Genomic DNA, 24,250 nt, shown 5'->3' with positions numbered 1-24,250 from the left:
GCCGTCCTCGGCTGTGGGGGTCTAGATCAGCCGGGGGTCGCCGGTGCCGGGTGCCGAGCCGCTGGCGACGGCGGGTTTGCCGCCGGGCGCGGGGTTGTCGGGTGGTGTGGACAGGCGGGCGCGGGCAGCAGCGGCGATCTCGCGGGCGCGTCCCGGGGTCGGCGGAGGCAAGGGTCGGGTGGTGAGGGTGAACGGGCGGGCATTCTGTCCGTCGACCAGTAGCCGCGCGGCGGCGTGGAAGGCGTCCAGATGGGTCAGGTCGTGCTCGGACAGCCAGGGGCCGGTGTGGCGCGCCAGATCACGCGCGTCGTCGGGCGACACCGCGAAGATGATCTTGTTGCGGGCGTTGGCGGAGATGCCGTCGCGCAACTCGCGCGAGAGCTGGCCGAGGTTCTGGTGCGCGAGTAGTAGCGACAGGCGTAATCCGCGGGCTTCGGCGAGCATGTCCTCCACCGGGGTGGACAGGTTCAGGAAGTTCTGGGCCTCGTCCAGCACGAGCGCGGCGTCGGGTCGGTCGGCGGCGGGGACGCGGGCGCGGGCGGTCACGGCCTGCCAGGTGCGCGCCACCAGCAGCGAGCCGACCAGGCGACTGGTCTCCTCCCCGAGTGAGCCTTTCGGCAGCCTCGCAAGGCAGATCCCGCCCTGGTTGAGGATGTCGGCGAACTCGACCGTGGAAGGCCCGCCCGCGATGGCTGCGCGCACGAACGGCCGTAGCAGGAAGGCGCGCAGTTTGTTGAGTAGCGGTCCGATGAGTTGGGCGCGGCCGGTGTCGGTGAGTTGTTCGTAGCTGTCCCAGAATCCGCGCAGGAGCGGGTCGGGTGTGGTGCGGGTGACGCGGTTGCGGAAGGCGGGTTCGGTGAGCAGGCGGGGCAGGTCGGCGAGGGTGGCGGTGCCGGGTTGGGCGCACAGGGTGAGCAGGCTCGCGCGCATGATGTCGTCGGTGCGCGGCCCCCACCATTGGCTGAAGATCCGGTGGAACACCGTGACGAGGTTGTCCACCGCCAAATCCAGACCCGCCCGCCCGGTCCGGCCGATGTCGAGCGGGTTCACGCACGGCGGCGGCGCGGTGGAGTCGGCGTCGAACAACACGACCCGGTCCCCGAAACGCGACGGCAGCCGCGACAGCACGTCGGTGACGAGGTCGCCTTTCGGGTCGATGACGATCACCCCGCGCCCGGCGTCGGCGTCATCGAGGATCATCCGCGCCAGCAGCGTGGACTTGCCGACGCCGGTGGGGCCGAGGATGTGCAAATGGTGGCGGGCGTCGGAGACCTTGACCGCGACCGGGCGGCGGCCACCGGTATCGGAGAGGCCGAGAGGTTTCGTGTGCGGGCCGCCGGTGGGGGATCTGCGGTGCCGGGGTGAGGGCGCGGGCTCCGGCGCGTTGCAGGCCGGGTAGCCCGGCGTCGGTGGGCAAATGGGCGATCGTGGCGAGTTCGGGCACCGACAACACGTCCCCATGCCCGAGTCGCCGCTCGGCCATCAGCAGTGCGAGCCGGAGGCGGCGACGTCGCCGGTAGTAGTTGTGGTCGGTGCAGGCCCCGAACACTGTCGCGAGAGCGTCCGCGCGACCGCGTGCCACCGCCCGCGCCTCGCCACGGCCTCGGTCGTCGGACATCGGGATGGACACCGCGTAGCGCACGACGGTCTCCCAGTGCGGGCCGCGCGCTTTCACTGCTGCCGCTCGCGCGGCGGCGGTGTACTCCATCGCGGTCTGCCGGTCACCCGCCGCCCCGCTTGCCGCACCCGCTGCGCCGCTCGGGCGTGCGGGCCGGGCGAGAGGTCCCGGGGCCAGCAGGTTCAACACGTCACGCGCCACCGCGACCACGAACCCCGTGCTCGCTCCGGCGGCCCCGGCATTGCGGGTGGCGCGGGCGACGCGGCGGCCGGTGACCGGGCGGGCGAGGATCTGCACGCACGCGGCCTGGCCGGGGGCGAGGTCGTCGGCGGCGGTGATCAGATCACGCACCAGATCGCCGCTGTAATCGGTGCGCAGCGGCAGCCCTTCGCGGCGGCCCAACCGCAACTCACCCCCGGCCGCCACTCGCTGGGTGCCGTCCGAGGAGTCCGGCAACGGAGACCGGGCGGGGCGGGTGGTGTCGGTGTGCGCGCCGGGCCAGGCCGAGGCGACCGCGCGTTCGATCAACCCTGGTGGAATGTTGCCGGGGACCCAGAGCCGGATCGCGGCTCCGTCCTCGGGAGTCACGGTGTACTCGAACCCCAGATGCGGTTGCCCCAACAGCAGCCGCGCCCAGGCCGGGCGCAGCTGCCCGATCAGGTGCGACCAGAACGCCAGCGCGCCCTTCGCGTTGACCTCGGGTGGGGTGAGCACGGTGATCTGGCGAGCCTGGGCACTCAGCCGGCGGCCTCGCCGCCGTACCAGTGCCCGCGCCGCGGCGAGCGCACCGGCCACTCCCAGCGCCACCAGGATGGCGGCCGGGGATACCACGCCGTCCGCGATCGTCGCGGTGAGATCACTCAGGGTTGCGCCGGGCGCGAGCAGCGCCCGGCCCAGCCAGCCCTGCTCGGGGCTCGCGGTGGTGTTCACGCGGCCACCTGCCCCGGCACAGTGGCGGCGGTGGTGGGCGTGCCCCAGAACGGGGCGGCACCGTACTGGAGTCGCGCGCGAGCAGCCTGGGGGTCGGCGGACGCCGAGGGGGCGTCGGGTTTGCGCAGGATGACGACGTCCTCGTGCGCGATCAGGTGCATGGGCAGCCCGGCCGCGCGCTGTTTGACGATGAAGTCGCGCTGGAAGAAACTGCTGCGCGCGACGAGGTCCCCGTCAGCGAGCCGCCCCAGCAGCGCGACGCAGCGCTCGACCGGGACCAGCCCGGCCAGGGTGCCGCAGGTGATCAGGTGCGCGGGCAGGTTCACCAGTTCGGCGTGCTGCCGCCACGGCCGCGCGGTGATCACCACATGCCCGCCCGGGGCGAGGTATTCGGCGGCACCGGACAGGATACGGGTGAACCCGCTCAACAGTCGGCCGAGACCGACGTTGGCGAGGTTGCCGCGATCGAGTACCGCACCGTAGCGGTGGTTGTATTTGTGGACGCCTTCCCCGGCTCGGACGCTGACGTGGCCGTGGGTGGAGTCGCCGTAGGGCGGGGAGGTGATCACCAGGTCGACCTGCCCCCGAAACTCCGCTGGGAGCAGGGTGGTGAGTTTGCGGGCGTCACCGGTGTAGACGGCGGCATGAAGGTCGATACCGGCGTCGCGGGCGAGCCCGATGTTGGTGCGTGCCAGCTCGGCCCACCGCGTCTCGTACTCGACACCCACGGCACGGCGGCCGGTGTGGAGGGCTTCGACGAGCGTGGTGCCGATCCCGCACATCGGATCCAGCACGAGGTCCCCGGGGCGGGTGTAGGCGGCGACGGCGTGTTGCACGATCGCGGGGAACATCTTGGCCGGGTGCTTGACGCTGTCGGGGTGATACCGGCCCCGCCGCTGCACCGCAGGCGCGGTCTGGGCGGTGGCCCACACCGACACCGGGACGGCGGCGGGACCGGTCGGGGTCGCGGTGCCGGAGTCGACGGTGCCGGTGCCGGTGGTGTCGGTGGTGGAGTCGAGAGTCATCGAGTGTCCTTCGCGAGATCGGTCGGTCGGTGGTGGTTGCGCGGGCAGGGCGGGAGGAGTCACCGCGGCGAGGCGGACTCGTCGGAGCGGGGCTGGAGGAACGCGAACACGTCGGTGTGCGCGACCACATGCCGCCCGGCGCCCGAGTCGGGCGTGTCGGTGGGCAGGGTGGTGATGGTGTGGCCGGTGACGGGGACGGCGATGATGTGCTGGAGGTAGAGCAGATCGGCGGCCTGGGCGGCGGCCACGACCGCACCGGCCGGATCGATCAGCACACCTTCGTGGCTGTGGCGGCAGCGCCCGAGCACGACCAGTAACCCGGCTGCCGCCAACCGCTCCACCGCGAGCGCGGCGAGGTGTTCGGCGGCGGCTCCCGGGTCGAGGTGATCGGCCAGCAAACTCGCCACGACGAGATCGACCGGCTCATGCGCACCGGTGTGTGGGGCGGGGTGGTCCTCGCTGTGGCGGCCCAGCGCCGCCACCGCCGCCACCGCCGCCACCGCCGTCGCCGTGTCCGGCTCGATCACCCGTAGCTCGCCGCGACTGGCGGGAGCGGGCCAGCCGATCAACAACACCCGGTCCCCGGGAGCGGAGAACTCGCGCACCGCGCGGGACAGGATCGGTTCGGGCCAGCGGTCGCCGGGATCGAGGGTCTCGGTTCCGGCGGCCCACAGGGTCGAGGGGACCGCTACCGGAGCCGCCGCGCGGGTGGCGGCGGTGACGGACCGGGATGGACGCTGACGAGATGTCGCGGTCATGGGGTGTGCTCCTGACGGTGGGAGAAAGATGTATCTACTGAAGTAATCCCGCCGAAAACCCCATTTTTGGACACCCGTGACCGATTTCTTCGCGCGAGTTTTTCGCGGCTTCGCAATCAGCTCTCGGCATCACTGACAATCAGCTCTCGGCATCACTGATCCGAAAGCGCGCAGCGCCCTCGTGTCCGGTCGGAAAGAATATTTTTTTCCGTTGCATCCGAAGAGTTGCCGCAGCCGATATCCGACCACCCCCAAAACGCCCCCAAATCACCCCAGTCCATACACAACCCCTGGTAATAGGTGCTGCGTGTGAGGCTGTGACCGGCGTGCAACGGTGTTGTGCCACAGGGTTGCTCACCCGAGGGGGGTGGCTGTGTGTGTGGTCCGGGGGTGTTTTGGGTGTCTTTTGGGTGCTTTTTGGGGGTGGGTGTGCGATGTCCTTGTCGGGGCGGAATTTTCCGCGTTTTCCACCGAGCAGGGAGTAGATGGTGACGGAATCGAACTACGAGAATTCATCACGGCGGGCCGGGGTGGTGCGCTCGCCTTTATCGGTGGCGTCCTCGGCATTCGACCGGATCGCCGCGCAGGAATTGCCTGCCGACCCGAGACCGGTACCGCAACCGGTCCCGTGGAGGCGGGTGCAGTCGTGGAGGGGGTTGCGCGCGCTGCTGTGGCAGCCCGGCGTGACGACCGTTCGAGTCGACCAGATCTGGGTGTGGCTGATTGAGCGGTCCCGCGCGTATCGCGAGGACGCGACCCTGGTGTGCGCGAGCCTGGCGTATCCGATGCTCGCGGGCACGGCCGGATTGTTCGCCGCACCCGCCAGCCCCAAGCGCCATGACATCGAGTCCGAGGTACTGACCGGATTCCTCACCCACCTCGAGTGCGTCGAACTGGATCAGCCGGGCGTGTGGCACCGACTGCGGTGGGCGAGCTACCGCGCCGCGATCAGGGCTGTCCGTCAACAGGACGTGCTCACCGAGGCGGTCGCCGACCACGACGACCTCGATCTGATCGCGAAGTACGGCCGGGTGATGGTGAGCGAGCCGGGGCACCCCGAGACCATTCTCGCCCTGGCCGTCGCCGACGGAGTCCTCACCGCCGGGGCCGCCGAGCTGATCGCCCTCACCCGGTGGGAGCACCGCCCACTGAACGCCCTGGCCGCCGAACGCGGCGACTCGCACTGGGCATTGCGCAAACGACGCCAGCGCGCCGAAGCGCGACTTGTTGCATGGCTGGCCGAGCGCGCCCGCGACACCGCAGCCGCCGCCACCACCGAAACCCGCGTCCTGAACACGCTGCCCACCCACAACCACCCCACCGCCACCGCCGACACGGACTCGACGCACGGGGATCGGCGGGCAGCCACCCACCGCACACGAACACCAAAGCCCCGCCGACGCGAGATCGAGCGGACCTCGCTCACACCGGCCCGCCCCGACACCGACGACCAGGAGGTGCGCTCATGCGCATGAACCGACTCTTCGACTCCGCCACAACACAGCAGCGCCGGGCGCGTGTTGTTCGCGTTCGGCGGTGGGCGACGCTCGCAGCGACCGCCTGCACCGTTGCCGTCGTCCTGGTGGTGGCGGCCGGGTCGGCGGCAGCCTCACCACCCGAGCCGCCGGTGCTGGCGATCGCGTCCTCGCTGGACCAGGTGCTCGACAACCTGCGTAACTGGCTGATCGGCATCCTCGCGGCCCTGGCCACGGTGTGCCTCACCGTCGCCGGAGCCCGCTACCTCATCGGCGCGGGTGACCCGGCCGAGATGGAGAAGGCCAAGAGCGCCTTCCGCGCGGCCTGCCTCGGGTACGCGCTGGCGATGCTGGCACCGGTCATCGTCACCGTCCTCAAATCCATCGTTGGGGCCTGACGGTGAACGCCCCGGTTGCCACCCGCGCCACGCCCGCCTGCGGGCGACGGGCACAGCGAACGGGCCGCGCCGTCGCGGCCACGGTGGTGGTGGTGCTCGCCGCGGTACTGCTCACCCTCACCGGGGTCGTGAGCGCCGCCGCGCAACCACCGACGCCGCCCGTGCCGGTGCCCCCGGCTCCGACGACACCCGCACCCACCACAACACCGGCTCCGACCTCGGCGGTGCCTGGGTCACGCTGGGTCACGCCTCCACCCACCACCACCCCGGCATCGCCCACTCCAGGTGTTCCCGACTCGACGGTCCCCACCCCGGGCACGCCGGGGCCGGGTGAGTGCGGGGTGAGCAACATTTCCGGGTGCGTGGCGAAAGCCATCGACGGGTTCTTCCAGCGGTTGGTCGATTCCGCGCTCAACCCGCTGCTGGACCTGCTGTCACGCACTCTGCTCACCACCCCCGAACCGGGTGAGCTGCCGCAGGTGGGAGCACTGTGGTCGCAGTCGTGGCAGTTGGTCGCGGCGATGTATGTGCTGGTGGTGATGGCGGCCGGGGTGCTGTTGATGGTGCGCGAGACCCTGCAGACGCGGTGGTCGATCCGCGAGCTGGCACCACGGCTGGCGGTGGGGTTCATCGCCGGAGCGATGAGCATGGTCATCGCCACCACCGCGATCGGGTTCGCCAACGCCGTCGCCCAAGCCCTCGCCGGGAACGGTGTCGACTCCGATTCGGCGGCTGCGGCCTTGACCGAGTTGACCGCGACCGGCGGCACCCAGAGCGGGGTCTTCGCGCTGCTGTTGATGGTGGCGCTGATGGTGATGCTGGTCGTGCTGCTGGTCGCCTACGTGGTGCGCGTCGCGGTCACCGTCCTGCTGATCGTGGCCGCCCCTTTGGCGTTGATGTGTCACGGGTTGCCGGGCACCGAGGCGGTGGCGCGGTGGTGGTGGCGCTCGTTCGCGGCGTGCCTGGCGATCCAGGTGGTGCAGTCACTGACGTTGGTGACGGTGCTGCGGGTGTTCCTCACCCCGGGCGGGTGGGAATTCTTCGGCCCCAACGCGAACGGAATCGTGGACCTGATCGTGGCACTCGCGTTGATGGGCGTGCTGATCAAGACCCCGTTCTGGCTGCTGTCGGTCCTGCGGATCGGGCACGGCCGCAGCTTCGTCGGCTCGATCGCGCGCAGCTACGTCGTCTACAAAACCTTCGGCCTCCTCAAAGGTGGCGGGCACACCCCCGGCGGGGCGCGTGCGGGTGCGATAACGCCCCGCCAGCCACGAGCACACGGACGGCGGACCGCGACGACCGGGCCACCCGACCCCTACGCGCGGGTGCGCGCCACCCGCGACGGGCAGTTGATGCTTCCCCTGGAAGGCGTGCGCAGGGTCCGGCGGCCACCGAACCCGGACCACGCCGCGCACTCGGACGCGACGAGCACCGCCTCGGCTCGTGCGGCCGGCGCGCCGCGCGGCAGGCAACTCGCCTTCGACTTCACCCCGCCCGACCCCTACCGGGGGATCCGTCCCGGGCGCGACGGTCAGTACCCGTTGCCGATCCCGGTGACCCGCGTGAAACCCACGCCCTCGCCCGAGCCACACCGCGCATCGACCCGGGCGTCGGTGCCGCGAGCCCGCCGACCCGAACAACTCACCTTCGATTTCGCGCCACCGCCACCACCGGCCGACCCCTACGAGCGGATCCGGCCGAGGCGCAGCGGCCAGTACCCGCTGCCGATCCCGGTGACCCGCGTGAAACCCGCACCGCCGCCGCGCACGCCACCGCAACCACCCCCGCCGCCGCCGGTGCGCTCGGCCGGGCGGCAACTGCATCTGCCGTTACCCGACCTGCCCGTGCGCCGCCGCGCCCCACGTGCTCCCCGAGGAGGAAAGCTTCGATGACCACGACCGTGCGCATCCCCGCCGATGTCGAACGCAGCGACCGGCTAGTCGGCCCGTTCACCGCCCGCCAACTCGCCATCCTCGCCACCACCGCGCTGCTGCTGTACTCGGCATGGATCGCCACCCGGGCCGTCATCGCGCCGCTGGTGTTCCTGGCCGCCGCCACCCCGAACGCGGCCGTGGTCACCGTCGCGATCCTCACCCGCCGCGACGGACTGCCCGCCGACCTGCTGCTGGTGGCCGCGATCCGGCACCGCGCCCGGTCACGTCACCTCGTGGCCGAATCCGAGACAGGTGTACTCGCGGCGCCGAGGTGGGTCACCGACCGCGCCACCCGAGGCCGCCGGCCTCGGCCGCCGGTTCCGGCGGCGTTGTCGGCGCGGGAGTTGCGGTTACCGGAGTCGATCACCCCCAGTGGTGGCGGTGTCGGGGTAATCGACTGCGGGGGAGACGGGCTGGCTGTGGTCGCGGTCGCGGGCACCCTCAACCTCGCCCTGCGCACACCGGCCGAACAGGACAGCCTTGTCGGGCAACTCGCGGGCTGGCTGCACACCCTGCGCCAGCCCGTCCAGATCCTCATCCGTTCGGCCCGCCTGGACCTGTCCGCCCACCTCGCATCCCTGCACACCGCCGCGTTCGACATGTCCCCGGACCTGGCCGCCGCCGCCCACGACCACGCCGCGCACCTCGCTGAGCTGGCGGCCGGGGAACACCTCACCCGCCGCCAGGTCCTGTTGATATGGAGAGAACCGCTCGACAATCCCGCCGCCGCGACCTCACCCGGACGACGGCTGCTCGGACGAGGCCGGGCCCGACGTGGCTTGTCGGCCGCCGCGCGTCGCGGGGCCGAGTCGCGCCTGCTGCGTCGCATGACCGAGGCCGCCGACGTCCTCGCCCCGCTGGGGATCGCGGTCACCGCCCTCGATGACATCCAAGCCGCCGGTGTTTTGAGCGCCTGCTGCAACCCCGAAACACTTGTCTCGGCCACCGCCGATGCCGCACCCCGCGACGCCATCATCACCACCGCCGCATTCGCCGACACCGATCCCGACTCCTTCCCCGAGGACCCGTTCGCGCGCTACGGCGGGGCGGGGTACGCGCCGGAAGCGCTGACGATCGGCACCCGCCACCTCGAAATCGGTGGTGACTGGGCGGCGACTCTCGCGGTCACCGGATACCCGCGAGAAGTGACCGCCGGGTGGCTCGCGCCGCTGCTGACCCATCCCGGTCGCGTCGAGGTCGCCGTGCACATCGACCCCGTCGACCCGGTCACCGCCGCCACCCGCCTACGCCACCAACTCGCCAGGTTGGAATCCTCCCGGATGCACGACGCCACCCGGGGCCGCCTGTCCGACCCGCAGGTCGATGTCGCGGTCGAGGACGCCGCCGAACTGTCGGCGCGGGTGGCGCGTGCGGAGGCCCGGTTTTCCGGGTCGGGGTGTATCTCACCGTGCACGCCGACACCGAAGCCGAGCTGGCCGACGAGGTCGCCGCCGTGCGCGCGCTGGCCGCGAGCCTGCTCGTGGACACCTGCACCCTGTCCTACCGCGCCGCCCAAGCCTGGACCACCACCCTGCCCCTCGGGCTGGATTTGATCCGCGTGCGGCGCACCTTCGACACCACCGCGCTCGCCGCGGCGTTCCCGTTCGACTCCCCCCAACTGCCGGTGCCCGACCCGGCCCAGGCCACGCGCCCGGAGGGTGTGCTCTACGGCCGCGACGCCGCCTCGGGGCTGTTGTTCGTGGACCGATTCGCTCCCGAGGCGCACAACCACAACATGGTCGTCCTCGGGCGTAGCGGGGCGGGCAAGTCGTATCTGGTCAAAACCGAGATCCTGCGCTCGCTGTATCGGGGTATCGAGCAGGTCGTCATCGACCCCGAAGACGAATACCGGCGTCTCGCTACGGCGGTCGGCGGCACCCCTATCCGACTCGGTACCAGCGGGGGACGGCTCAATCCGTTCGACCTGGAGATCCACACCCGCCCTGATGGCCGCCGCACTGCCCCCGCCGACGCCCTCACACGGCGGAAGCTGTTCCTGCACACCCTCGTCGCGGTCCTGCTCGGCGACCAGACCCCTGCCCAACGGGCGGCATTGGACACCGCTCTCGCCGCGACCTATGCCGCTGTCGGAATCACCGAGGACCCCGCCACCTGGACGAGGCCCGCCCCGACCCTGAGCCGATTACGTGACCACCTGGCCGGGCTCGCCTCACCCGCCGCCGAGGAACTGGCCGCCGCTCTGCACCCGTTCGTCGGTGGCGGTGCCTACGCCGAGCTGCTGGACGGGCCGACCACCACCGACCCCGAAGGTGGGCTGGTGGTGTTCTCTCTGAGGGAGCTGCCCGAGGAGCTGAAGACGATCGGGACCCTGCTAGTGCTGGACGCGACCTGGCGGCGGGTATCGAGCCCGGCCGACCGGCGGCCCCGCATGATCACCGTGGACGAGGCGTGGCTGCTCATGCGCCAGCCCGCCGGAGCACAATTCCTGTTCCGAGCCGCGAAAAGCTTCCGCAAACACTGGGCCGGACTCACCGTCGCCACCCAGGACAGCACCGACGTGCTGTCCACCGAGCTGGGGCGCGCGATCGTCTCCAACGCCGCCACCCAGATCCTGCTGCGTCAAGCCCCGCAAGCCATCGACGAGGTTGCCGCCGCGTTCCGGCTCTCCGACGGCGAACAACAGTTCCTGCTCTCCGCCGGGCGCGGCAGCGGCCTGCTCGCTGTCGGGGGGACCGACCGCGCCGTGTTCGGGTCGCTGGCCTCACCCACCGAAAACGCTCTGATCACCACCGACCCCGGAGAACTCGCCACCACCGCCGATACCGGCGACACCGACATCGACATCGACCGGTTGCCGCCGCTGGCTCCCCTCACCGAACCCGGCGACACGGAGACCGGGACCGCAGACCTCGCCGACGCCGACAGCGGGGAAGAGATAGCTCTCGACAGGCGGGCGGCATGAGCCCATGCGCCTCTGGATGCCCACACCCCAGCGCCGTCGCCGATCACGGGCTACACGCACACACCGCCGCCGGGACCGAACCAGGTTGTCGCGCCCACCGCCCCGAATGCGCGTCTACCGCCATTTGCGGGGCGGCCGGATGCCCGGGTGCCCGACCCGGGATCGGCGGCGCTACGGCCCGACGCGAGTCTCGCATCCCGCACGAACCCCCATCTCACCCGCGCCGCCTCCGACCGACTCCAGCACCGCCCGCCCATCTCTCGAGATAGGAACCCGATGCCCGACCACAAACCCACCACCCCCGCCGACAGCACCGCACACCACAACCGGCGCGACGACTGGCTCACCACCGCCGAACTGGCCCACGCATACAAGCTCAACATCGGCACCCTGCGCTACTGGCGGCACATCGGCTACGGCCCCGCCTCCTTCGCTCTCGGCCGCAAAATCGTCTACCGGCGCACCGACGTCGAGGCATGGATCACCGAACAAGAACAACAGACCCGGCGCGGCGGCACCACCACGACCGGCGACTAGTTCGACTCCAGAATGAACGATATGTTTCTAGAAAGAAATGGTAGTGTGTGGACCCGTGGAACAACGCAACGAGCGGGACTGGACCCTCACCGACTTCGAGGACATGACCGTCGACCAGCGCAAGGAGGTGGCTCGGCAGATCTCGGCCGAACGGAAGAACCGCAACATCACCCAGGAAGACCTGGCACGCCTGGCCGGAGTGCCAGCCAAGACCATCAGCAATCTGGAGACCGGCCGGACACCGCAAGCGGCGACGCTGCTCAAACTCACACGAGCGCTCGACAACAACCCGCGCGGCAAGCCCGACGACACCAGCGCGTTACGGATGTTCACCGATGTGACGGCACCGATGTATCTGCAACTGTCCGAGCACGGCCGCGCACAAGCCCTGCGCGACATCGTGCTTCTCCTCGGCGCGGCACTCGACCACGAACGCGGCGGACAACCCTAGAAACAAGTCGGCCCCCGCCGGTTTGCCCCGCTGTTACCAGCAGCGGGCGACGGAGGCCAACACCACTACACCCACTCGAAGGAATAGAGGCATGGTTCAGAGTAGACGTGGCCGCCCGGAACTCGACCCGGGCACTGTCCCCGAACCGAACGTGAAACCACACCCCACCCTGCCTGGCGTCTGGACAGCATCGGGACGGCCCCGCGATTGGAACGGCAACTACAACCGCATCACCCGCTCATCCCCACCGGAGACCGACAGCCGAGGCCGCACCAAACCGGACCGGACCGGCGAACGCGCCCGCCGCGCCTTCCTCGACGCCGCACAAGAGTGGATCGACTCCTCGGTCACCCTGGCCAGCACACTGACCAAACGCTCCACCCTCGCCCAAGCGTGGGCCGCGTACAAGGACGATCTGCGCACGCGCGGACGGCTCGAGGAGACGATCAACAACTACGAACCGATGATGCGTGACACCGTGATCCCGAAGTACGGACGCCGCGAGATCGGCCTGATCAACACCGCCGTCATCGAAGACATGCTCGGCCACGTAGCCCGCGAACGCGGCGGCAGCGCCCCGCGCATCCTGAAAGAGAACATCCTGTCCGGGATGTTCCGATTCTGCATCCGCGTCGGCGCACTCCCACCAGGCAACCCGGTCCGCGAAGCATTGCTGCCGAAACCGGGCAACTTCTCCCGCCGCCGTGGCGGTGCCGCATTCATCGACTCCGAGACCGTCGTGCGCATCCTGATCGACGTCTACACCTCCGACGCACCATGCCCCACCCTCGACAAACGCGAAGGCAAACAGGCGTGGAAACACCGAGTGCCCACCGTCGCGGAGTACTGCGAGTCCTACGATCTCGCCGATTGGGTGCTGTTCGTCGCCGCGACCGGATGGCGTCTCGGCCAGACACTCGGCGTGTGCGAATCCGACATCGACTTCGACACCGGGATCCTCACCCCACGCGGCGCAATCCGCAACCGCGACGGCTCGGCGCAGGTATGGACCGACTACACCACGCACGACGCCGAAGACCTGAACCAGGACAAGTTCATCACCAAATCCGTCCAACTGCCGCAAGTGGTGCTCGACATGCTGGCCGCCCGGATACGCCGATTGAAGAAGGTCCGGTTGGCGCTGCCGCCGCGCCCGGAAGATGCGGACTGGCCCGAAGACCTGTTGTTCTTCGATCTGGACGACGGCGGGCCACGCAACCTCAAAAGCATGAGCCGACGCTGGCGGCGACTGGCCGCCGCGCTCGGGCTCCCCGAAGGGGTCACACCCCACAGCTTACGCAAACACCTCGGCACCGAAGGCATCTCGGCCGGACTCGACGTCACCAAGGTCGCCGACCAGCTCGGCAACACCTCCCGCGTACTGCGCAAATCGTACGTGCGACGACACCAGCCACACGCCGACGTGACCGCACTCATCAGCGACAAGCTCGGCCCCGCACTCAACGAAGTTGCACGCCGCCGCTCCAGCTAGGCTGCGCGATAACAGCGGTAACAGCGGCCAGTTGAACGGTGGCACCGCGGGATGCCGCTCGGGCGTGTATCAGATCGGATACGCCCATGTTGGATCGGGCGCGGCACCGCCGCGATCTTGGTTTACTGATCTTGGAGTTTCGCTCTGGACCGACTCGACATCTGCGCGGCGTTGCCGGAGTTCGGGAGCTCGGTGGCGTCGTGCTCACACAGTGAGGACGAGACCGGATGGGTGATTTCAATATCCAGTTGGACGCTGGCAGCCGCACGGGAACCGTCAGCGGTGTCACGAGGTACCAAATCGGGCAAGCAGAGGCCGATGCATTCGGCATCGGGGATCAGTCCACCCTGCGCAGTCTGATATCACGCTCCATCAACAACAATCCCGTGAACGGTGCCTGGCTTCATGACCCCACCAGCGGGGCGCCGTGTGGGGACATGTTCGGACACTACGGTTGGGACCCGGTTCTGGTGACCCTCCAGCCGATACGGGTGGACTTCACCGGCATCACGCCCAGCGCCAACATCGCTGCCAGCGCTTCCTACCACAACGGCGATGACCATCCGAACAACTGGACCGCCTCGGCAACCGCGACTCAGCAGGAAACTTCCAGCAATTCGTGGTCGAACAGCAATTCGGTCAGTGTGGGGCAGAAGATCTCCTACGACATCGGGATTCCCGGGATCGAAGGGGTAGAGGGTGAGACCTCCTTCTCGTACACGCACACGTGGGGCCAGACCAAGACCGAAACGCACAGCATTACCGTGTCGATGGGCAGTTCTGTCACGGTGTCCGTCCCAGCGCACTCGTGGGAGACCGCGTATGTCTGGGGGCAAGTGGGGCACGCGACGGCTAAGGTGACCTACGAGGCAACTCTGAGTGGCGGGGTCTGCTTCATCACCGACTTCCGCACACCGAACTCCTGGTGGGGCCAAGGCCACCGCGACCACTGGATGGGTATCGGGTTCCTGGACTCCCTCAGCGGTTACAGCACGACCAAGATCATCACCGAGAACGTCGATATCGGTTTCTACACACACCTGGACCTGTACACCGAGCCAGGGCCGTTCAACCCGAATTGGACTCCTCCAGCCAAGCACCTGTCGGCGGTCAAAGCCCCCGAGCCTATGGCCACCGGCGTCGGCTGAGCAGCTCGTGGTGGGCCGCATGGTCGGCCCGGTTGACGACATCACCGCTTTCCCCTCAAGCGTATGGCCTCGGCCATCAGTGTGTCTCGGCGTGCGGCGCAACCGTACGCCGAGACAAACCCCACTTTGAAGGACTTCGTCCACGCGAGCCCGGTGTGATTGCTTTGAACACCGGTCCACCCGTCCGGAGCGGCCCCGCGCTGAACGAGGTTGCACGTCGCCGCCACTCCGGCTAGGGCTGGCCGTACAGAGCAGGTTGAAGGGGTGGCACCGCGCACGCGGTGGCACCCCTTCACTGTGTCCACCCCCACGTATGGAATCCCACACCTCACCGATGACCGACCGCGACACAACGCACCGCCCCCCGGACCTATCCGCCCGTCCGCTCTTTCGCTGGCCCCCGACCGATCGATCGAGACAGACAACCCGTTATCATCAGTACCGCCGAACGTGCACGTCAGCCGAATTCTTGACGATTAGGTGGCAATCGGCCACAGATCTCACGGAACTGTCGGCACAGTGACCAGCGGGGATGGGTTTAGGGTGCACATGGGTAACTCGTCGGGCACGCCCGGAAAGGATGTGGCACCGAACGCGGGACCTGAGCGCGGACCTGCGACGCCTGCTGATATGGCCTGAACACCCGGAGAGGCGGGACAGTGACTCGCACGCTATGCCTGGCGCAGGACGCCGAGGCGGACAAGCTACTGACCGAGGACCACTTCGCCACGCTGCTCGGAATGCTCCTGGACCAGCAGTACCCGATGGAGCACGCCTTCCGCGGCCCGAAGAAGATCGCCGACCGGATGGGCGGCTTCGACATCCAGCGCATCGCCGAGGCCGACCCCCAGGAGTTCGAGGACTTGGCCGCGACCCCGCCCGCGATCCACCGCTACGGCCGGTCGATGGCCCGCCGCGCGCAGGAGCTGGCCCGCTACGTCATCGAGCACTACGACGGCAAGGCCGAGAACATCTGGACCGCGGGCGACCCGGACGGCAAAGAGGTGCTGCGCCGCCTGAAGGACCTTCCCGGCTACGGCGAGCAGAAGGCGAAGATCTTCCTTGCCCTGCTCGGCAAGCAGCGCGGCGTGCGGCCGGAGGGTTGGCGCACGGCCGTCGGCGCGTACGGCGAAGAAGGCTCGCGCCGTTCGGTTGCCGACGTGACCGACGCCGAATCCCTGACACAGGTAAGGGAATTCAAGAAGCAGGCGAAAGCGGCGGCCAAAGCCGAGTAGCCCGGCTACCGTAACTCTCTTGTTGCCTATTTGAAATCTGGGTGCTTTTTTTCCTCGTTTCCCCGGAGTTTGTGCCGGATGCTTTGCCTCGAACAGCTCCACCTGAGATGAGGGATTGCAGGACATGAGGATGAGGAAGTTTGCCGTGGTGGCCGCGCTGGTCACCATCGCGACCGGAGTGGCCGCGGGGACGTCCGGTGCCGCGCCGGAGGAAGGAGGCACCGAAAGCGCAGTCAATTTCACCGCGTATGCCACTGATACCCAGTCGATCATCGAAACCGACTCGGGTTCGCTGGTTGTGGAGGACGGGGTGTTCAAAGTTAAGGCATCCAACGGTACCGTCCTGGCGGGCCATCCGCTGCGGTTTCAGCTCGACGATTTCGAATTCCCCATCGCCGCGCAGATTTCCGGCCGCAGCGCGACGCTGACCCCGCTGTTCGACCGGGAACACGCGGTCTACAAGCCGGTGGCGCTGCCGTACGAGGACAAGGCGCCGTGGAAGACGGAGTACGACCGTGAGGTCGCCGCTTGGACCCGCCTGACCAGCACCATCACCATGGGCGCCGCGATCGGCACCCTGGTCGGCGGCATCGGTGGCGCTGCGGTCGGCTGCGTGCTCGGCGGCATCGCCGGCGCGACCATCGCGGCGGGGACCATCGCGGGCCTGTTCGGTCCGTTCATCCCGGCCGCGGGCGTCGGCTGCCTCGTCGGCATCGCCGGGATCGGCGCGCTGGGCACCGTCGCGGGCCAGATCCTGATCACCGCCCCGGTCGCGATCGGCGCGGCGATCCAGTACTTCACGACGGTCAATCAGCCGTTCAACGCTCCGAAGTAATCCTTCCGCGTGAAAAGACCTCGCCCCGTGGACCTCTCCGGGGAGCGGGGTCTTTTTCGTGTCCTCGCGACCTGGGGAAACAATGTGGGTGTACACACAACGGCGCGTCGGGGGTTGGTGCGTCGCGGAAATCGGTGTTAATTTCAATGACATGTCCGCCAGCCGATGGAACCACCTGCGGGTCACTTACGTGACCGCCGCGCTGGGTCTGCGGCTGCCGTTGACCCGCGAACTGTGTCGCCTCTCTTGCTGCAGCTGAGCTGGCTTTCCTGCTCATTTGCTGCCTCGCCGCCCATGTAGGCACGTCCCGTTCGATTACGGGACTTCAGCAAGGATCTGCACAATGTCCCTTCCCACCCTCGAACGATCCGTCTCCAGGGTTGCGGGCAGCCGTACCCGCGTCCCGCGTCCGGTTGTCGCTCCCGAACTGCGCATCGCCGACAATCCGGCGGCCGCGGTCCTGCGCGCCGCCACCGGCGGTCCTGTCTCCCGCGACAATGCCGCGCGCACAACCGGTTTGAGCATCGCCACCGTCAATCGCCAGGTTTCCGCACTGCTGGCGGCCGGTCTGCTGCGGGAACGCCCCGACCTGACGGCCTCGGGTGCGGTCGGACGTCCCCGCGTCCCGTTCGAAATCAACCACGACGCCTACCTGACCATCGGCGTCCACATCGGCGCCGCGGTCACGAAGATCGTCGCCGCCGATCTGCGCGGCCGCATCCTCGGTGGTCTGGCCATCGCCACCCCGCAGACCGGCCAGGAGTTCGCCACCACCACCGTCGCCCGCAGCGCGAAGGCGTTCCTGCAGCGCTGGCACCGGCGCAAGGCCCTGTGGGCGGGCGTCGCGATCGGCGGCCGGGTCGACCCGCTGACCGGCGTCGTCGACCACCCCAAACTGGAATGGCGTGGCGCCCAGGTCGGTTCGGTCCTCGGTGAGGTGCTGGAGTTGCCCGTTTCGGTGGCGCCGCACGTCGAGGCGATGGCCGGCTCGGAGCTGTTGCTGCCCACCGGCGAACCGAAGGACCAAGCCCGCGTGGAGCGGGGCAGCAGCCTGTACTTCTACGTGCGTGAGACCGCCGGTGTCGCGGTGACGCTGGACGGGCGCGTGCACACGCCGAGCAACGGCCCCGGTTCGATCGCGCATCTGCCCACCGGTTCGAACGTCGAATGCACCTGCGGACGGCGTGGCTGCTTGGAGGTGACCGTCGGCGATCGGTCGCTGCACTCCAGGGCTGTCGGCCTCGGCATCATCCCGGCGTACAACGGCACCGCGGGCTCGACCATCGCCGACCTGTACCGGGCCGCGGAGGCCGGTTCGGAACCCGCGCGCGAGCTGCTCGCCGAGCGGGCCACGATCCTCGGCCACACCGTGGCGATGGTGCGCGACATGCTCAACCCCGACCGGGTGATCCTCGGTGGCCAGGCCTTCACCGGCTACCGCCCCGCGGTCGCCCATGTGGCGCGGGCGTTCAACCAGGGTTCCACCTTGCCGCCCACCGACATCCGGATCAGTGGATTCGGCGGCAAGGTGCAGGAGTACGCCGCTGTGGTGACCTCGCTGAGTGTCCTCTACGCCGATCCGCTGGCCGCGGTCCGGCGAACGGCACTGAGCGACTGAGCGATACGACGAAGGGCGACCGGCCGCCGAGCGGCCGGTCGCCCTTCTCGTGTGCGTGACGCTACCTGTGCGGGTCGCCCGCGGTGGTGAAAAGTCCTTCCAGCGCCGTGATGAAGAACGGGAAGTGGCTCGCGAAGCGCTGGAGGTTGCGGTCGCGTTCGAAGCCGCCGAACCAGTAGAGGCCCGGTTGCGCGTCGGCCGAGGGATCGAGGTCGCGGAAGACGCGGATCCAGTTGTCGGCGCGGGCGCCGAGCACCGTGAACGGCAGGGCGCGGGAGAACACGGTCTCCTGGTCGATCGGCGGGATATGTTCGCGCCGAGTCGTTTCCAGCCCACGTTGCAGGGCGCGGATCTGCCGGGCGAGCTCCAGGCCGCGCGCCGTCCGCATCGGCAGGTACTTCGGCACGAGCAGGGTAGCGACGCCACCGAGCGCGATGGCGACACCGACCAGCGCATGTCCGGACGTGAGCGCGAGCACGACCGTCGCGGCGACACCCGCCACCACCAGCGCACCACCGAGCCACACCGGGAGGCCGGGGCGGCGGCGATCGAGGAAGTTGCCTCGGCCGACGGCGTCGGCGACCAAGGCGGTGCGTACCGGACCGGCGGCCACGCGACCCGGCTTGCGCAACTCGCCTACCGTCACCGCGTCGGCGCCTTCGGGCAGCAGCGCCTGGTAGACCGCCTTCTCATAGTCGCGCAACTGATCATCGGGGGCGTTGACCCGGGTGATCCGCCAGTCGCTGTCGCTGAGCGGGATGATCCGGATGTACCGGCGCACCGCGAGATCCACCACGGTAGCCGCGATGTCGACCGGATCGACGTACCCGTCCAGCAGCAGACCCGCCTCGCCGGGCAGCGTGCCGTCGGGCGAGGTGAACTGCACCCGATCGCCCTCGCGCAGCAAAGGGTCGATCGTTTCCGAACCGCCGCCGATCGCCGCCTCCTCGCGACGGGCGCGCAGCACGAAGGCGACCAGGCCCGCCAGCGCGAGCAGCAGGACGCCGAACGCGACGAGCGCCGGAGTGGTGATCGCGAAGGGGCCCGCGTCGCCGCTGTCGCGCACGTCCGCGTTACTCGGCACGGTGCCGGGTGGCAGTTGCAGTGTCAGGTCGATCGCGTCGCCTTTGCGCAAGTCGGTCTGCTCGAGGAAGAGGACGCCGTCGGCCTCGATCTTGACGTCGGCACACGGGCGGCTGTTGCCGGGCGGGCCGAGTTTGCAGTCGACGATGCCCATTTCGAAGCTCGGGCTGATGAGCGAAGCGCTGATGGACGCGATATCGGTGTTCAGCACACCCAGCCAATGGAACACCTGGGTGCCCGGGGCGTCGCTGACGGTGTTCTGCACGGAGTACTCGAAGGTGGATTCGCCCGGCCGGGCCTCGATTGTGAACTGGTCGTTCGCGACCGTCGCGGTGCCCGCGCCCTCCGTGTTCACCTCGGTGACCCGGAAGAGGCGCTCGGCGTCGTCACCGACCTTCAACCGCAGCGGAAGCGACATCCGGAACGAGCCGTCCGGCGGTACCGAGACCTTTTCGACCACTTCGAGGATGCCCTCGCGGCTCAGCTTCAGATCGGCGGTGATGGTCACGCCCGGCGCGGGCTGGGCGTGGGTGACCGGGACCGTCGCGAACAATCCCGCGATGGCGAGAAGCAGCGCGCCTAGGGCGGCCCCCCGAAAAGTCAGCATGGCTGCCTACTCTAGACAGCTTGCTATCCTGCGTCAGCGGCTGTCGGCGATCATCGAGACGAGGGGGTACGGGGGCGTGACTCAACCACCGTACGGACACGGACCGGTCCCGCACGGGGGGCGTCCGGTTCCTCCGCCGCCCGGCTACGGTGCGCCCTATGGTTCGCGACCGGGGTACGGTCCGCCACCTGGATACGGCCCTCCTCCCGGATACGGTCCGCCGCCGGGATACGCCCCGCCCGCCTACGGTCCGCCGCCGGGTTACGGCCCGCCGGTCCCACCGCCGATGCCCTATGGCCCGCCCGGGCGCCCGCCCTACCCGCCACCGCGCAAAAAGGGTGGCGGCGGATGGGTGGTGCTGCTGGTCGTCGTTGTGTTCCTCGTCGCGGCGGGGCTGGTGCGCAACGCGATCGCGGTGGGACGCGACAGCGACGCGTCCGGCCCGCAACCGAGTTTCACGTTCGACGCCCAGCCGGATGGCTCCGCACCGGCGGCTACCGGAAACAACCCGCTGCTGACCGACCCGAACGCGACGCTGCTTCCCGCGCGGTGCGATTACTCGCCGTGGGGCACCCAGGTGGACGCCGCCCGTAAATTCTTCGAAAGCGCCGCGTCGTGCCTGGAGACGGCGTGGAAACCCGTGCTGCGCAAGGCGAATCTGCCGTTCCAGCCGCCGTCGCTGAACGTCAGCGCGACCACGGCGGGCATCACCACGCCCTGCACCGGCTCGACCAGCAACTTCGCTGCCTTCTACTGCCCGGCGAACAAGACCATCTACATGCCGATCAGCCAGTTGCAGACCGATTATTTCAAGGACAATTGGGTGGTCTACCTGTCGGTCTTCGCGCACGAGTACGGACACCACGTGCAGGCGATTTCCGGCATCCTGCGCAAGGCCAACAGCGAGCGCGCCGACGCGGGGCCGCGCAGCGCCAAGGGGCTGGAGTTGTCGCGTCGAGTCGAGTTGCAGGCCAATTGCTTCGACGGCATGTACCTCTCCTCTTCATCGGAGGGCGGCTCGCTGAGCGACTCGCAGCTGGCCGTGGCACGCAAGGACGCCTACGGGCGCGGCGATCAGGCGGGGGACATGCGCGACCACGGCTCGTCGGAGAACGGTGGGCAGTGGTTCGAGACTGGTTTGGACAATAATCGTGCCGCCCAGTGCAATACGTTCACCGCGTCGGCGAGCTCGGTGAGCTGAGGCGAGGACGCGGCCGCCCGGCAGTCGATCGGTGAAGGGTGCCACCTCTCAGTCCGGGGACTGATCCGTCCGAACCTTCCGCAGCCACGCCGTGACCGTGTCCGGTGTGGGCGGGTCCGCGCCGATCTGGTCGAGCACGCCGTAGCCCAGGCAGGCGGCGCCCATCACGCGCGATGCGACGGCTTCCGCGTCGCCCCAGGGCAGGAAGGGCTTGGCGATCAGCAGTGAGGCGATGCCGTGGGCGACCGACCACAGTTCCAGCACGATGGGCAGCGGATCGCGCGGCGCCATCGTCCCGGCGTCCATGCACTTGCGCACGGTGGCCGCGAAATGCTGGAAAGCCCCGCTGGTGAGCACCTGGTCCACCGCGCCTCCGGTCTCGGCGGGCGCGGTCGCCAGCCGGTACTGCTCGGGATGCTCGAGTGCGAAGCGGACGTAAGCCATGCCTTGGTCGTGCAGCTGCGCGACCGGGGAGGCCGCGGGGTCGGTGGCCGCGCGCATCGCGTCGGCGAGGTCTTCGAAGACCTGGGCGACGACGGCCTCGATGAGCTCGTCCTTGTCAGCGAAATGCCGGTAGATCGACGGCGCGCTCACCCCGACCAGCTTGCTCACCGCGCGGATCGAGACGGCGTCGGCATGCCCGGTACTGGTGAGCAAATCGGCCGTGGCGCGCAGGATCTCCTCGCGCAGCTGGGCTCCGGAACCCCGCGGTGACCGCGGACGCCTGCCACCGATCATGCCCGTCCCGCGGTTTCCAGCGGGCGGGCCGCGGGGTCCTGCTCGTCCTCGGTCAGCCCGATCTTGGCGTGCAGGCGGGCCAGCGGGGCGGGCGCCCACCAGTTGGCCGGACCGAGCAGGCGCATGAGCGCGGGCGCGAGCAGGCCGCGGATGATCGTGGCGTCGGCGAGCACGGTCAGCGTGAGGCCGAGGCCGAGCAGCTGCATGAAGGAGACCTTCGCGGTTACCAAGGCGCCGAGCACGATGGCCATCAACACGGCGGCCGCGGTGAAGATCCGGCCCGTGCGGGCCAGGCCGACCGCCACCGCGCGGGTGTTGTCGTGGGTGGCCAGCCACTCCTCGCGCACCCGCGACAGCAGGAAGACCTCGTAGTCCATGGACAGGCCGAAGGCCAGGCAGAACATCAGGATCGGCATGGTCGGCACCAAGTAGCCCACCGGGGTGAAACCGAGCAGCCCGGACAGGTGGCCGTCCTGGAACACCCACACCATCGCGCCGAAGGCGGCGGCCAGCGACAGTGTGTTCAGCACGAGCGCTTTGATCGGCAGCACGACGCTGCCGGTGAACAGGAACAACACGACGAACGTCGTCAGCGCGATCAGCGCGGCCGCGAGTGGAAGCCGGTCGGCCAGCGCCTTCAGCGAATCCGCGTTGGCCGCCGCGGCGCCGCCGTAGAGGGCCTCGCCCGGCGCCGGGATCGCCCGGATCTCGGCTAGCTGCCGGTCCCCGGCGGGCGAGAAGGGATCGACCTTGGTCGCGACGCTCAGGTAGGTCCCGGTGTCGTTGACCATTCCGGTCGGAGGCGGCGCGATTCGCGCTCCGGTCACGTAGATCCCGGCTGCGGAGAGCACGGCGGGCACGCCTTCGACCTTGGACAGCTCGGCGGCGTACCCGCCGAGCGCCGCGTAGTCGCCGTGGTAGCCGTCCAGCACGATCGTGGTGTTGGCGACCGGGTCGGCTTGGGGGAACTCGGTGCGCAAGGCGTCGCCGACCTGGCGGCTGGCGGCGCTGTCGGGCAGTACCCGGTCGTCGGGATAGCCGAACTTCACCGAGAGGAACGGAGCGCCGAGTGCCAGCAGCAGCGCGATGATCACGATGGCGACCGGCGCGGCGTGCCGCATCACGCCACCGGCCAGCCGATACCAGCCGCTGTCCTCCGGCGCTTGCGGGCCGGGTGCGGGCGCGCCGCGGCGGAACAGGCGCCGCAACGGAGCCCGCAGATCGAGGGAGTTCACCCGGTGTCCGAGCAGGACGAGCGCCGCGGGCAGGACGACGATGGAGGCGGCCGCCGCCGCGGCGACGACCGCGACGCCGGCGTAGGCGAAGCTCTTCAGGAAGTACAGGTCGAACACGCTCAGCACGGCCATCGAGAGTGCGACGGTGAGCGCGGAGAACAGCACGGTGCGTCCCGCGGTCTGCACGGAGCGGATGGTGGCCGCGGCCGGATCCAGCCCGTTGGCGAGTTCCTCCCGGAAGCGGCTGACGATGAACAGGCTGGAGTCGATGGCCAGCGCCAGACCCATCGCCGTCGTCATGTTCAGCGCGTAGATCGAGACGTCGGTGAACAGTGTGAACAGGCGCAGGATCGCCAGGGTCGCCAGGATGGCGAAGACCCCGATGGTCAGCGGGAGGGCGGCGGCGATCAAGCTGCCGAACACCAGGATCAGCACGATCATCGACAGCGGCACCGCGACGCCCTCGGCCAAGGCGAGGTCGCGAGTGGTCTGCTCGGTGACGTCGTGGTAGATCGCGGCGATGCCGCCTTGGCGGACCGTGACGCCGTCGGAGACGCCCGCGAACTGCTCCTCGAGTTCGCCCGCGGTGTGCTGGACTTGCGTCTCGTCGCCGTCGAGGTAGGCGACGACCAGGGCGCTGTTGCCATCGGTGCTGCGCAACGCGTTCGCCAACGGCTGCTGCGCGGTCCAGTAGGACTGGACGCCCTGCACATCCGAGCGCGCCTTCAGCGCGTCCGCCAACCCGGTGCCGACCGCCTTGGTGGCCGGATCGTCCGCGCCCGCGTCCGAGCTGACCAACAGGACGAAGTTGGGGGCCGCGCCGGCGAAGTTGTCCGCGATCAATTGGTTGACGCGGGCGGATTCAGCATTGTCCGAGGTGAACCCGCCGGACTTCAAGTGGGCGGGCGCGGTGGCGCCGAAGATGCCGCACAGCACGGCGATGGCCAGGGCCACCGCCAGTACGGCGCGCGGAGATCGTGTGGTGAATCGGGCAATCCGGGTCAGCATC

General features: G+C 69.3%; 20 protein-coding genes. 13 read left to right on the top strand and 7 right to left on the bottom strand.

Going from position 1 to position 24,250, the window contains the following annotated elements; translation table 11 throughout:
* Nucleotides 1-21 precede the first annotated feature (21 nt).
* Genes GVY39_RS34010 through GVY39_RS22905 form a run of 4 tightly spaced genes read right to left on the bottom strand, consistent with a single transcriptional unit; the run spans nucleotide 22 to nucleotide 4,331 of the window.
* Complete coding sequence (locus GVY39_RS34010) at nucleotides 22-1,251, bottom strand: type IV secretory system conjugative DNA transfer family protein (protein WP_201295310.1); 1,230 nt, start codon at nucleotides 1,249-1,251, stop codon at nucleotides 22-24.
* Nucleotides 1,187-2,548: a hypothetical protein gene (locus GVY39_RS34005; RefSeq protein ID WP_201295311.1), complete on the bottom strand. Its 1,362-nt coding sequence runs from the start codon at nucleotides 2,546-2,548 to the stop codon at nucleotides 1,187-1,189. Before GVY39_RS34005 ends, GVY39_RS34010 begins: the two co-directional genes overlap by 65 nt.
* Entirely contained in the window at nucleotides 2,545-3,573 is a 1,029-nt protein-coding gene (locus GVY39_RS22910; RefSeq protein WP_159927781.1) for a TRM11 family methyltransferase, read from the bottom strand. Before GVY39_RS22910 ends, GVY39_RS34005 begins: the two co-directional genes overlap by 4 nt.
* A gap of 59 nt (nucleotides 3,574-3,632) precedes the next feature.
* A complete protein-coding gene (locus tag GVY39_RS22905) occupies nucleotides 3,633-4,331 on the bottom strand; it encodes a hypothetical protein (RefSeq protein WP_159927783.1) in 699 nt (232 codons plus the stop codon).
* A gap of 488 nt (nucleotides 4,332-4,819) precedes the next feature.
* Between GVY39_RS22905 and GVY39_RS22900 the strand changes: the two genes are divergently transcribed.
* The 12 genes from GVY39_RS22900 to GVY39_RS22845 all read left to right on the top strand — a co-directional run bounded on the left by GVY39_RS22900 (nucleotide 4,820) and on the right by GVY39_RS22845 (nucleotide 18,377).
* Entirely contained in the window at nucleotides 4,820-5,806 is a 987-nt protein-coding gene (locus tag GVY39_RS22900; protein WP_159989341.1) for a hypothetical protein, read from the top strand.
* On the top strand, nucleotides 5,803-6,204 hold the full coding sequence (locus GVY39_RS22895) for a pilin (protein ID WP_236565604.1): 402 nt from the start codon (nucleotides 5,803-5,805) through the stop codon (nucleotides 6,202-6,204). Before GVY39_RS22900 ends, GVY39_RS22895 begins: the two co-directional genes overlap by 4 nt.
* Before the next feature lie 2 nt (nucleotides 6,205-6,206).
* The gene (locus tag GVY39_RS22890) at nucleotides 6,207-8,096 is read left to right on the top strand and encodes a hypothetical protein (protein WP_159927787.1); all 1,890 of its coding nucleotides are present in this window, start codon (nucleotides 6,207-6,209) and stop codon (nucleotides 8,094-8,096) included.
* Nucleotides 8,093-9,691, top strand: a complete 1,599-nt coding sequence (locus GVY39_RS34000) for a PrgI family protein (protein ID WP_201295312.1) — start codon at nucleotides 8,093-8,095, stop codon at nucleotides 9,689-9,691. Before GVY39_RS22890 ends, GVY39_RS34000 begins: the two co-directional genes overlap by 4 nt.
* 182 nt (nucleotides 9,692-9,873) lie before the next feature.
* A complete protein-coding gene (locus GVY39_RS34555) occupies nucleotides 9,874-11,061 on the top strand; it encodes a VirB4 family type IV secretion system protein (RefSeq protein WP_236565607.1) in 1,188 nt (395 codons plus the stop codon).
* Between the two features lie 276 nt (nucleotides 11,062-11,337).
* Nucleotides 11,338-11,598, top strand: coding sequence for a helix-turn-helix domain-containing protein (locus GVY39_RS22875; RefSeq protein ID WP_159927789.1), 261 nt, complete (start codon nucleotides 11,338-11,340; stop codon nucleotides 11,596-11,598).
* A 55-nt stretch (nucleotides 11,599-11,653) separates the two neighbouring features.
* Nucleotides 11,654-12,049, top strand: a complete 396-nt coding sequence (locus tag GVY39_RS22870; RefSeq protein ID WP_159927791.1) for a helix-turn-helix domain-containing protein — start codon at nucleotides 11,654-11,656, stop codon at nucleotides 12,047-12,049.
* Between the two features lie 91 nt (nucleotides 12,050-12,140).
* A complete protein-coding gene (locus tag GVY39_RS22865) occupies nucleotides 12,141-13,541 on the top strand; it encodes a hypothetical protein (RefSeq protein WP_159927793.1) in 1,401 nt (466 codons plus the stop codon).
* A 227-nt stretch (nucleotides 13,542-13,768) separates the two neighbouring features.
* Complete coding sequence (locus GVY39_RS22860) at nucleotides 13,769-14,689, top strand: hypothetical protein (RefSeq protein WP_159927795.1); 921 nt, start codon at nucleotides 13,769-13,771, stop codon at nucleotides 14,687-14,689.
* 659 nt (nucleotides 14,690-15,348) lie between these two features.
* Complete coding sequence (locus GVY39_RS22855; protein WP_159927797.1) at nucleotides 15,349-15,924, top strand: HhH-GPD-type base excision DNA repair protein; 576 nt, start codon at nucleotides 15,349-15,351, stop codon at nucleotides 15,922-15,924.
* A 124-nt stretch (nucleotides 15,925-16,048) separates the two neighbouring features.
* A complete protein-coding gene (locus GVY39_RS22850; RefSeq protein WP_159927799.1) occupies nucleotides 16,049-16,759 on the top strand; it encodes a hypothetical protein in 711 nt (236 codons plus the stop codon).
* Between the two features lie 343 nt (nucleotides 16,760-17,102).
* Nucleotides 17,103-18,377, top strand: coding sequence for an ROK family transcriptional regulator (locus GVY39_RS22845; protein ID WP_159927801.1), 1,275 nt, complete (start codon nucleotides 17,103-17,105; stop codon nucleotides 18,375-18,377).
* 61 nt (nucleotides 18,378-18,438) lie between these two features.
* Here GVY39_RS22845 and GVY39_RS22840 read toward each other — a convergent pair whose 3' ends face one another.
* The gene (locus GVY39_RS22840; protein ID WP_159927811.1) at nucleotides 18,439-20,067 is read right to left on the bottom strand and encodes a DUF2207 domain-containing protein; all 1,629 of its coding nucleotides are present in this window, start codon (nucleotides 20,065-20,067) and stop codon (nucleotides 18,439-18,441) included.
* A 76-nt stretch (nucleotides 20,068-20,143) separates the two neighbouring features.
* Between GVY39_RS22840 and GVY39_RS22830 the strand changes: the two genes are divergently transcribed.
* Entirely contained in the window at nucleotides 20,144-21,268 is a 1,125-nt protein-coding gene (locus GVY39_RS22830) for a neutral zinc metallopeptidase (RefSeq protein WP_304654140.1), read from the top strand.
* A 48-nt stretch (nucleotides 21,269-21,316) separates the two neighbouring features.
* On the opposite strand, the gene GVY39_RS22825 is transcribed toward GVY39_RS22830, so the two are convergent.
* Together GVY39_RS22825 and GVY39_RS22820 are read right to left on the bottom strand one after the other, a co-directional pair.
* Nucleotides 21,317-22,006 (bottom strand): TetR/AcrR family transcriptional regulator, encoded by a 690-nt coding sequence (locus tag GVY39_RS22825; RefSeq protein WP_159927815.1) that lies wholly within the window; start codon nucleotides 22,004-22,006, stop codon nucleotides 21,317-21,319.
* Complete coding sequence (locus GVY39_RS22820; RefSeq protein ID WP_159927817.1) at nucleotides 22,003-24,249, bottom strand: MMPL family transporter; 2,247 nt, start codon at nucleotides 24,247-24,249, stop codon at nucleotides 22,003-22,005. The genes GVY39_RS22825 and GVY39_RS22820 overlap by 4 nt, the downstream gene beginning before the upstream one ends.
* Nucleotide 24,250: the final 1 nt, after the last annotated feature.

The sequence above is a fragment of the Nocardia sp. CY15 genome, assembly GCF_009829295.1.
Classification (GTDB): Bacteria; Actinomycetota; Actinomycetes; order Mycobacteriales; family Mycobacteriaceae; genus Nocardia; species Nocardia sputi.
The sequence above is the reverse complement of the archived record's forward strand: the minus strand, read 5'-3'. Positions and strand labels throughout refer to the sequence as shown.